At 48.1% G+C, this 430-nt stretch carries 1 pseudogene; it reads right to left on the bottom strand.

Annotated features, from left to right (window positions below):
• A pseudogene (locus RVS70_RS22600) lies at nt 1-430 on the bottom strand (phage major capsid protein); the annotation flags it as partial.

Consider the following 430-nt stretch of genomic DNA (forward strand, 5'->3'; position numbering starts at 1 on the left):
GAATGCTGTTGACAAGCCGCCCTGAACAGCCTGGTCCCCAAGGTTTGTCTGGCGGTCCGCCACGCGGTCCTTCCATTCAACTTCTAAGCCATGTGACGTATAGAATCTGAATTCCTGAGGGATGCGCAAATATTTCGGCGGAACTGCTTTTAAGCCTTTTTTGAATGTCGCTCTGGACAATTCTTCACCGTTCATGTCAACGATATGGGAAACCGCTTGTTTGCGGATGCCGTCCAGCTGCGCCAGATATGGATCAGCTGATGCAGTATCACCGTTTACAATCAGCTCTTCAATATCAACGGCTGCGCGCTCGGCTAAAATTTGCATGATCGTCTGCTGCAGGCCATCTTTTTCAATATTGTTTTCGAGTGTATCATACGTAATGTTGATGTCCGCAATGACTTCCTTCGTGTTCAGCTGAACAGTGCTT

The sequence above is a fragment of the Virgibacillus sp. M23 genome (assembly GCF_034190895.1).
GTDB lineage: Bacteria > Bacillota > Bacilli > Bacillales > Amphibacillaceae > Virgibacillus > Virgibacillus salarius.